11 protein-coding genes and 1 pseudogene are annotated in these 9,464 nt (G+C 60.5%); 11 read left to right on the top strand and 1 reads right to left on the bottom strand.

The features are described 5' to 3' along the window. From ACILRA_RS14490 to ACILRA_RS14440, 11 genes and pseudogenes are all read left to right on the top strand, one after another. Positions 1-389: pseudogene (locus tag ACILRA_RS14490) on the top strand (hypothetical protein); the annotation flags it as partial. Then, positions 335-1,570, top strand: a complete 1,236-nt coding sequence (locus ACILRA_RS14485; protein WP_395662800.1) for a GspE/PulE family protein — start codon at positions 335-337, stop codon at positions 1,568-1,570. The pseudogene ACILRA_RS14490 and the gene ACILRA_RS14485, both read left to right, overlap by 55 nt. Continuing rightward, complete coding sequence (locus ACILRA_RS14480; protein ID WP_395662799.1) at positions 1,570-2,781, top strand: type II secretion system F family protein; 1,212 nt, start codon at positions 1,570-1,572, stop codon at positions 2,779-2,781. Before ACILRA_RS14485 ends, ACILRA_RS14480 begins: the two co-directional genes overlap by 1 nt. Before the next feature lie 24 nt (positions 2,782-2,805). Beyond that, positions 2,806-3,270, top strand: a complete 465-nt coding sequence (gspG, locus tag ACILRA_RS14475) for a type II secretion system major pseudopilin GspG (protein WP_395662798.1) — start codon at positions 2,806-2,808, stop codon at positions 3,268-3,270. Then, the gene (locus ACILRA_RS14470; RefSeq protein WP_395662797.1) at positions 3,215-3,709 is read left to right on the top strand and encodes a prepilin-type N-terminal cleavage/methylation domain-containing protein; all 495 of its coding nucleotides are present in this window, start codon (positions 3,215-3,217) and stop codon (positions 3,707-3,709) included. The genes gspG and ACILRA_RS14470 overlap by 56 nt, the downstream gene beginning before the upstream one ends. Further along, a complete protein-coding gene (locus ACILRA_RS14465; protein ID WP_395662796.1) occupies positions 3,687-4,079 on the top strand; it encodes a prepilin-type N-terminal cleavage/methylation domain-containing protein in 393 nt (130 codons plus the stop codon). Before ACILRA_RS14470 ends, ACILRA_RS14465 begins: the two co-directional genes overlap by 23 nt. Beyond that, entirely contained in the window at positions 4,028-4,783 is a 756-nt protein-coding gene (locus tag ACILRA_RS14460) for a prepilin-type N-terminal cleavage/methylation domain-containing protein (RefSeq protein ID WP_395662795.1), read from the top strand. The genes ACILRA_RS14465 and ACILRA_RS14460 overlap by 52 nt, the downstream gene beginning before the upstream one ends. Positions 4,784-4,809: 26 nt before the next feature. Further along, positions 4,810-5,667 carry a hypothetical protein gene (locus ACILRA_RS14455; protein ID WP_395662794.1) on the top strand — a complete coding sequence of 286 codons (858 nt, stop codon included), beginning with the start codon at positions 4,810-4,812 and terminating at the stop codon, positions 5,665-5,667. 17 nt (positions 5,668-5,684) lie between these two features. Then, entirely contained in the window at positions 5,685-6,764 is a 1,080-nt protein-coding gene (locus ACILRA_RS14450) for a PilN domain-containing protein (protein ID WP_395662793.1), read from the top strand. A 91-nt stretch (positions 6,765-6,855) separates the two neighbouring features. Then, positions 6,856-7,410 carry a type II secretion system protein GspM gene (gspM, locus tag ACILRA_RS14445; protein WP_395662792.1) on the top strand — a complete coding sequence of 185 codons (555 nt, stop codon included), beginning with the start codon at positions 6,856-6,858 and terminating at the stop codon, positions 7,408-7,410. Continuing rightward, complete coding sequence (locus ACILRA_RS14440; protein ID WP_395662791.1) at positions 7,407-8,030, top strand: hypothetical protein; 624 nt, start codon at positions 7,407-7,409, stop codon at positions 8,028-8,030. Before gspM ends, ACILRA_RS14440 begins: the two co-directional genes overlap by 4 nt. Positions 8,031-8,042: 12 nt before the next feature. Here ACILRA_RS14440 and ACILRA_RS14435 read toward each other — a convergent pair. Beyond that, positions 8,043-9,464, bottom strand: a 1,422-nt coding sequence (locus tag ACILRA_RS14435) for a secretin N-terminal domain-containing protein (RefSeq protein WP_395662790.1), incomplete at its 5' end; no start/stop codon positions are given.

Genomic DNA, 9,464 nt, shown 5'->3' with positions numbered 1-9,464 from the left:
AGGGAGGCGACACGCCCTTGCGCGTTCTGATCCGCCAGGGCGTCATCGATCAACAGGTCCTCGCAGGCGAACTGAGCCTCCTTTTCAATCTCCGGCGCGCCACGGAGTGGCCGGAGCGTCATGTGCTGCCCAATGCCCTCTCACTGCGATTCATGCGGGAGAGGCATGTGCTCCCCGCTTTGACGGATGGAGGAAGGCTCACCGTCATTCTCAGCGACCCCACTGACGACAGAACACTTTCCGCCATCAAGCTTGCGGCGGACATGGAGATCGAAGTCCAGATCGCGTCCGATGACGAGGTGACCGCAGCGATCGAGCGGCTCGAACAAGTTCAATCCGATGCAAGCGAGGTCCCTCCACCCCAGGCGCCGAGGATGACGATACGCTGAAGGATCTCGCTCTCGACGCTCCGGCAATCGATCTTCTCAACCGGCTGTTTCGCGAGGCCTCCTCAGTTCGGGCAACCGACCTTCACATTGAAGCAGCGCGAGGACATGCCACTGTCCGCCGGCGTGTCGATGGCCTGTTGGCCGAGGTGGAACGGCTCCCAACCGCGCTCGGAAGAGCTGTCGTATCAAGACTCAAGATTCTCACGAACCTCAATATCGCAGAAAAGCGATTGCCTCAGGACGGACGGGCGCGCCTGAGGATTGGCGACCGGGACTACGACATACGCGCGGCCACCATGCCCACAATCCACGGCGAAAGCATCGCCATCCGCTTCCTCAGTTCGAGCACGCAGGTGCCGGAGCTGTCCCGGTTGGGCCTTTCGCCTGCGAACCTCGATCAGCTCACGCGTGAAATTTCACATTCTCACGGCATGATAATGGTCACGGGGCCGACAGGAAGCGGCAAGACCACAACTCTCGCAGCAGCGCTAGGCCACATCAATGACCCGGCGCGCAAGGTCGTGACGATCGAAGATCCGGTTGAATATCAGGTTGAAGGCGCAAACCAGATCCAGGTGCAGCCCGAGATTGGCCTCAGCTTTGCTCGTACGCTCCGCTCGCTTCTTCGCTTTGATCCTGACATCATCATGGTCGGTGAAATGCGCGACAGCGAGACGGCGGGTATTGTCGTCAATGCAGCTCTCACCGGCCATCTCGTGCTGACGACGCTGCACACAAATTCTGCTGCGGGAGCCGTGGTCAGGCTGCTTGATCTCGGTGTGCAAGCCTATCTCATCGCATCGACCCTTCGGTGCGTGATTGCGCAGCGCCTCGTGCGCAAACTCTGCATACACTGCCGCGAACCCTATGAGGCCTCTCCAGACCTGATCGCCCAGTTGCCCGCGGCTGTACAGGGCAACACCGCCCCGGTCAGGTTGTGGCAGGCGAAGGGATGCAGCTATTGTGGCGGCAACGGCTACAGCGGGCGGGCGGCCATCTTCGAGATCCTGTCGGTTGACGATACCCTCCGCCGCCTGATCAAGCCCGATGTCTCCGCCGAGATCATCGCCCAGCAGGCACGCCTCTCTGGCATGACAAGCATGCTGAGCGATGGTTTCGCCAAGTGCTGCGCTGGCCTTACCACCATCGAAGAACTCGGCCGGGTCACGTCGGAGGATTGATGGCGCGCTATCAGTACCAGGCCGTTCGCAACAGTGGGGAGAGGGTCAGCGGAACCATTGAGGGCGCAGACCGCTCTCTCGTGCTGAGCAGGCTCATGGGTCAGGGCCTTCACCCCATCGATGTGGTGGAGCAGGACGACACGAATACTGGAATGGCCGCGCTCGCGGGGGCCGGCGGGCGGGTGAAGAGCGACGAGATCACCATGTTCACCCGCCAGCTTGCCTGGTTGCTGGACGCGGGCACGACACTCAATCGCGCACTGGAAATTCTCGCCAGGGAAAACTTCTCACGGCGGTTCTCAGCCGTTCTGTCCGTGCTGCATGCCGACATTCGAAAGGGCAAGAGCTTCCATGAAGCACTGGCCTCAACGGGGATTTTTCCACCCTTCTTCCTCAGCATGGTTGAAGTAGGCGAGGCGACGGGCACGCTCGCGTCTGTTCTGGAAAAGCTTGCAGCTGCCCGCGAGCATGAGCAGAAAACGAATAGCAAGATCATCTCGGCGCTCACCTATCCTCTGCTGCTGACGGTGCTGTCCATCGGCGTCGTGACCTTCATCATGGTATCCGTGGTGCCGGGCATCAAAGACATGATCATGGGCAGCGGCGCGCCCGTGCCGGAGTCTGCGCGCTTCGTCATCGCTTTCTCTGACTGGCTCATCGCCAACGGCATCACATTCACTGTCGGTATCCTCGTGGGACTGCTCGGCGTCGCGCTGCTCTGGGAACGGACGAGCCTCCCTCAGCTGCTACGGAAATTCGCCATGCGGGTGCCAGTGGTCGGAGGCATGCTGCTGAAGGCGGAGGTGGCGCAATTCTGCCGCATACTTGGCGCACTCACAGAGGCCGGAATGACTTTGCCGGGAAGCCTCAAGCTGATTTCAAAGACGCCCCTGACAAACCGGATTGTCGAGACGGCCAAGGCCATGGAGACTGCGCTCCGGTGCGGTGAGGATTTCGTAGCGCCACTCGAGCGGTCGGGCGTATTCCCGTCTTTTCTCACCCGCATGCTGAGAGTCGGAGGCGAAACGGGCAACTTCACGCCCAGCATCAAGCGGGCAACCGAGATCCTGGAGGACCAACTCGACCGTGGCATCGATCGATCGCTTGCCCTGCTCGGACCGCTCATCATTCTCGTTCTCAGCGTACTCGTGGGATTCATCATCGTCTCACTCATGAGTGCCGTCATCAGCATCAACGATCTCGCGATCTGACCTAACCAGGACCGGAGCCACATCATGAACATCACTCACATCCGGCAAAGGATTTCTTCACCCGGCAAGAAGGCAGGCCCCCACGGAGAGGCCGGGTTCACGCTCGTCGAGCTTCTGGTCGTACTCGTCATTCTCGTATTGATCGCCAGCATCATCGGACCGCGCGTCATCGGCTATCTCGGCAGTTCAAGAGCCAAGACTGCAAATGTGCAGATTCAAAGCCTGGTGACAGCGGTTGAACTGTTCCGCATCGATGTCGGCCGCTATCCCACGGAAGCTGAAGGTCTTGAAGTCCTGGTGAAGCCGGCAGGTAGCATTCCTGGCTGGAACGGCCCTTACCTTGCAAAAGGCACACTGCCGGCCGACCCGTGGGCGCGGGCCTATCTCTATGACGCGGGCGGCCAGGGCGGCGCTCCCTTCCGCATCATGAGCTATGGTGGTGACGGCAAGGAAGGCGGATCGGGCGAGGATGCTGACATCTCGAGCTAGGAGAAATTCCGGCTTCACGCTGCTGGAGATGCTCGCTGTGCTGGTGATCATGGCGTTCGCAGCGATGGCGGTGATTCAAACCGGGCGGAGCACTGCGGAAACGGCGAAGGTCAGATCGTTTCTCATTGAGGCCGAAGCAATGATGCGTCAGGCACGCACATCTGCCATCGAGAGTCATACCGACCAGGACGTCATATTCGATCTGGAGGGCAGATCGCTTGTTTCGAGTGCGAGCGGACTCGTTCTGAAGGTTCCTGCGGGCGTTTCACTTGACGGCAGGCTCGCCCGCGTGCCTGAGCGCCGGGAGCATGAGTTCGTCATCCGCTTCTTCCCCACGGGAGGTTCAACGGGAGCCATGCTTCCCTTCCATTTCCGCGGTCAATTGTATGAGTTGCGGGTCAACTGGCTGACGGGGCATGCCGATGTGCGCCGCGTCTAGCGCCGCGCGGCAGCGCGGGTTCTCGCTCGTGGAGGTGCTCTGTGCGGTGGCGATCGCAGCATCAGCTATCGTGGTCCTGTCACGTGGAGCAACTGGCTCTCTTGAAGCCGCACGGTCACTCGAAATGCATCAAGGGGCTGGGATCATCCTGCAATCCATCCTCTCCGATGAGCTAGCGGCAGAGACAACAGCGGCCGCAACGAGGCAGGGCGAGTCAGGCCCATATCGCTGGCGGCTTGAAATCGCGCCGGATGCGCCTGCTTTCGCGGAGAACCTTCCCTCGCCTTACCGCATTTACCGGCTGACCGCATCCGTATCATGGGATCGCGGCGGCATGGCATCCACGTCCGTCATAAAGATCTCACGATGATGGTGGCCATGCCGCATTGCAGGATCATCACCTCAGGCCGAAGGCATGAGGCCGGGGTCACGCTCATCGAAGTTCTCGCAGCGCTGGCGATCGTATCGCTTGTGCTCGTTTCCCTCAATCTTGCCATGACAACGATCGATCGCAGTGTGGGGAAGACCCGTCAGACACTGAGCAACCAGGCGGCTGTCTCGACTGCGGCAGGACTATTCGTTCGGGATGTTTCCCGTATTGCCAAGATCCGCCGTGGTGGCGGAACAACTGCAAAGAGCTATCTTTTCGAGGGAAGCGCTCAGCAGATAGTCTTTCCCGTTGTCGAGCGCCAAGGCCTTTCAAGCCGCGCACTCTATATGGTTCGGATGCGGGTGAGCGAGGACCGCGGGATCGTGCAGCTCATTCGCGAGCGGACACCCTTGACCGCAGGCAAGCTTCCCGGAACAAACTGGGACGATGCCGTTGTGCTGCTCGAAGGTGCCTTCGACATTACCTTCGCCTACCGCGCGCAGCGCTCGGGGTCGCGGTCATGGACTGACAACTGGAGTGGTGCATCGTCAATGCCGGAGCAGGTGCGGCTGACGATTGGCGATTCCGCAACCGGCAGGTTGCGGGCGCCTGTCATTGTTCAGTCTTTGCTGATAGAGGCGGAAATTGAATGCACGGCTGCCGGCGCCGAGTGTAACGGGCAGCAAGCGGAGAAGAACCAGTGACGAGGCGTGATCGCGGCATCGTGCTCGTGGCTGTGCTGCTTGCAGTCACGGTCATGTCCGTCATGGTGGTGGCTGTCTCGGCGCTGGTTCGGTCCGGCATTTCCAGCCAGAGGGTTGAAACCAAGATTCTGGCGACGCGTTATGCGCTCCTTTCCGGGCTTGAGGGGGCAGAGGCGCTCATCCTGTCGACACCGCCGGAGGAGCGGGTGTTTCTGGATGCAACGGCTGAGACAATCAACGTTGGCAATGGCGTACAGCTGAATGTTTCGATCCGTGATGCAGCAGGCCTGGCCGACATCAACCGTTCCGATCTCGCGCTCATTGAAGCCTTGCTGGCGGAGAACCTTGACCCGGCGGCGGCAGAGGATATCGCCGGGCGCATTGCGAGCCTGCGCGAGCAGGCCGCGGCAGGGAAAGACCAAGGCACGGGAACGACGGCAGCCGATGGCCCAGTGCAGAAGGTAAGCAATGGACCAAAGGCGCCCGTTGTTTTCCAGGCTGTCGAGCAGTTGCTCGCCATGACCGAACCCGAAGCGGCGCAGCCGCTTGCAGCTTACCTTACTGTTTACAATCCCACCGGACTGTTGAACCCGCTGGCGGCACCAGAGGAAGTTCTCGCCGCAGTCCCAGGGATGACCGGCGCGGATCTTCGCCTCATCAAGGGTGTGCGCAAGAGCCGCGCATGGGAAGCTGATATGGGCTTCAAGAGCCTCCTTGAGCGGTTGAAGCCTTTCCTGGCGGTTGCTCCGCCCTCCATTTTCGTAATTGAAGTGGAAGTGCAGGACGGCCAGGGCTTGATCCGACAAAGCAATGTGGGCGCGATGATCCAGTTGAACGTGGACGGGCCACAACCCTTCCGTACGCTCTGGATTTCAGAACTGTGATGAGGGAGACCGCTCCAATGGCGGCACGGCAATATCTTTCGCCCGCGGGCGCGTTGAAGGAGGCCACACAGGCAGTGGCAGCTCTGATGTCCGAACTCGCGGCGCACTGGGCGATTGCCCGCAAGCCGGCAAACACGTTTCAAATCGATCCGGCCAGCTCTTGTCTGCTAAACGCCGGGGGTGCGCGGACCGGAGCAGTGTTGACGGTCCCGGGCCGTCCTCTGGCAGCGGTCAATGCCCTTGCGGCGGAACTCGGGGCAGATCTGCCCAAAGAATGCGCGCTGGAGTTTTCAGCCAGTCTGGCCGTCACCCATCACATGACGCTCCCCGCCGAGAGCCATGACATCCTCAAGGCCATTGTCCGGAACAAGGTCGAAGGCCTCGCACCGTGGCCCTTATGGCAATGCATGTTCGGCATGCGCACCAAAACCCTTGCGGGCGATCCAGACCATGTGAGGGTGGATGTGGCGGTTGTAAGCCGCATCCTGGTCGATGAAATCGCCGCGGCGCTTTTGGCCGCGGGCTCCGCCGTCAAGACAGTCCGCATCAGGCTTGCAGATGGCGAGGTGCTTCAGCTTGCATTTGGCGGGGAGCAGGAAGCCGGCCTTGCGGAGCGCTGGGCAAGGCGGATTGCCTTCAGCACCGCAGCAGTCTCGGGCGTGATCGCCATCTGCGGCCTGCTCCTCGTCTGGCAAGCATCACATCAGCTGGACCAGGACCGGGAACAGACAGCTTCCTTGATGAGCGGCCTGCGGACAACTGATCTGGCGCAGAGCCGCACCACCCGTCTCGGAGCCGCCGGGCAACTCCATGACAAACGACGTCAGCGCCCGCCCGCCATAGCAGTGCTTGATGAACTGTCCCAGCTGCTTCCGCAGGGCGTATGGCTCGAGAGGCTGTCCATCGAGGACACGCTTGTAACCCTCAGGGGACAGGGCAGCGATATTCCATCGCTCATTGCAATACTAGAACGCTCCGGCACGTTCAAGGACGTGAATTTTGCCGCAGCGACGCAATTCAACGAAGAACTGAAGTCCAACGCATTCTCGATCGAGGCCACACTCGAGTCGATTGAGCCAGAGGTACAGCCAGAGTGATGAGGATGTTTCTCTTCGCCATAGATATGCTGACGGCCGTTCATAAGCAAAAGGCCACAGGCCCTGCATGACTGATTCCAGGAGGGGTGAATTGCTGGCCGCTACGCTTTCCCCGCGTGCCCGTAAAGGCGCTGTCATCGCTGCAGCCGCCATCATGCTGTTGCTGGTCATCGCGCTTCTGCCGTTTCTCTGGTACGCGCAGATGCGTGAAGAGCTCGCCGCACAGAGGGCTGAGCTCGCCTTGGTGACGGCACGCGCAGAACGGAGTGCAGGCCTCAGCACCAGAATCACGGAGGCTGACCAGCCCGAGCGAATATTCTTGCCGGGAACCACCGCGGGAACAACGCTCGCATCCTTCCAGAGCCTGGTAAATAGCGCTGCATCTCGCAGCGGCTTAAACATTCTGCGGATGCAGCCATTACCGTCCGACGAAGCGGCGGGTGCCACTCCTTATCGCCTTGCCGTCGATATGGCGGGAGGGCTCCTCCAAGTGCGGACCTTTCTGGCGGATGTGGAGACAGGCCTGCCGCTGATGACCGTCACCAGCCTCGAGATCATTCCACGCTCAGGGGAAGATCCCTACCGGTCCGATAACATTGCCATATCGCTTCGGCTTGAAGCTTTTGGATGGAGGGATTCGCCATGAACGCCCGCCTCGCCTGGCTTGCCGCCGTCGCCGCCGCGCTCGGCGCCTATGTGATCATTGAGAATCCATTGCATATGCTTCTCGGCACGCCTGAAAGCGGAGTAGAGAATGATGCTGCTTTACAGGGAGAGGTGTCGAACGCGTCCGGCCCAGGCCAGCCAGAAAAGCTTAACCCCCTTCACGGGCTTGAGGCAGATCGCTTCCGGGCCATAATTGAGCAGCCGCTGTTTAATCCTGGCCGTGCGCCACGCCCGGTTGAGCCGCCTCCCCCACCCCCTGCTCCGCCCGTGGAAGCACAGCCCACCGAGGCACCGCAGCCCTCAGGCCCCACTGCGGAGGATTTCAACCTTCTGGCAGTCTCGAATGGGCCCATGGGGCGGGTCGCGGTACTCCGCGTCGCCGCATCCGGAGAGGTGCTCTACTTGCGTGAAGGCAATGCCGCGGGAACATGGACGCTGCTAAGCGTGACGGACCGCTCCGTCGTCATCGGCACGGCGGAGCAGAATGTCACGATCAACCTCTTCGAGGCGCTAGCCCCTGTGGGTCAGGCAACAGCAACTGACGGAGGTGACGACAGCGAGCAGGCATTGCCCGCACCTGCTCCGGAGCCCGTCCCCTGAGCCGGGGCGGCTTCAATTGAAGTTGAGGTTCTTCATCTTGTCACGGAGTTCCTGCGACTCGCGTGCCGCATCCTCGCCATTGCGGATGATCTTCGGCGTTATGAAGACGATCAGTTCAGTACGCTTTGCCACGTTTGACGTGGTACCAAGGACTTTGCCCAGGACCGGCACCTTGTTCGCGCCAGGTACACTGTTGCGGGCTCCCTCCTCCTGACCGCTGATCAGCCCCCCAAGAAGGACCGTCTGCTGATCATTGACCGAAACCTTGCTATTGATCGCCCGCTGCGTAAACGTGGGGTTCTTGAATGCGGCGCTGCCTCCGGCAGTGAGCGATTGGCCAGACGTGACGGCAGAAAGCTCCTGGCCGAGTTCAATTGTCACCACGCCACTGGCGCTGACTCGCGGCCTCACCTTCAGGATTACACCCGTGTCCCGGTATTCGAAGGAATTCACATTGTTCCCGCCATCCGTCACAAGCGTCTGGGTCTGGATCGGAACCTGATCGCCAACCTTGATCGTCGCGGTCTCGTTCTCCAGCACCAGAAGTGAGGGCGAAGAGACAACTCGCACCTTGGTGATGCCGGAAAGCGCATCAATCATCACACGCGGGTCGGATATGCCGCCGACAAAGAAATTCAAGCCGGGTATGGATGGCCTCAGCTTCAGTTCACCTGACAAGGGTGCCGCCGCGGAGCTGCCAAAATAGCCTCCGCCAACGTCGCTGTTCGAGAAGTAAGCTTGAACGCCATAGCGCAACTCATCATTGAGAGCGACTTCCGCGATTGTTGCATTGATGAGCACCTGCGTGGCTGGCGCGTCAATCTGCCTGAGCGTCGCAAGAATCTTGCGATATTCCTTCGGCGTGGCACGGATAACGATTGTATTGTTGGCAGGGTTGGGGGTGATCCGAATGCCTCCCGGCAAGGCCGATGAACTGCCGCTCTCATCAGCGGTCTCCGAGGCACCGCTTGGCTCCACCCCACCGCCCTGCGACTGGGCATCGCCAGATGTATCCTGCTGCTGAGCGGGATCCTGATTCTGCGCTGTCGACTCTGCATCCATCGAAACCTGCACGCTATCCCGGTCGGGTGCAACTTCAGCGGTGGCGCCAGCTGACGCTCCCTCTCCAAAAGTTGCCTGCAAGATCTTGGCAAGCTCAATGGCATTGCCATTCTGCGCCGCATAGACGTAGTAATTTGAATCAGTGATGCTTTCCTGATCCAGCCGCTTGATCCAGACAACAGCGCGGCGCACTTTCGCCTTGCTATTTGCGATGACGATGAGGCCGTTGATGCGCGGCACAGGAACGACCTTCAGTGCATTGGGTCCAGAAGCGGCGGTATCCTCCGCAAAGACCGCTTCAAGCTTGCTCGCCACGTCGTCGGCTCGCCCGTTCTCTAGCACGGCGACGCTTGCCGTCTGCGTTTGCATCCA

The sequence above is a fragment of the Aestuariivirga sp. genome (assembly GCF_044239095.1).
In the GTDB taxonomy this organism is placed as follows: Bacteria; Pseudomonadota; Alphaproteobacteria; order Rhizobiales; family Aestuariivirgaceae; genus Aestuariivirga.
The sequence above is the reverse complement of the archived record's forward strand: the minus strand, read 5'-3'. Positions and strand labels throughout refer to the sequence as shown.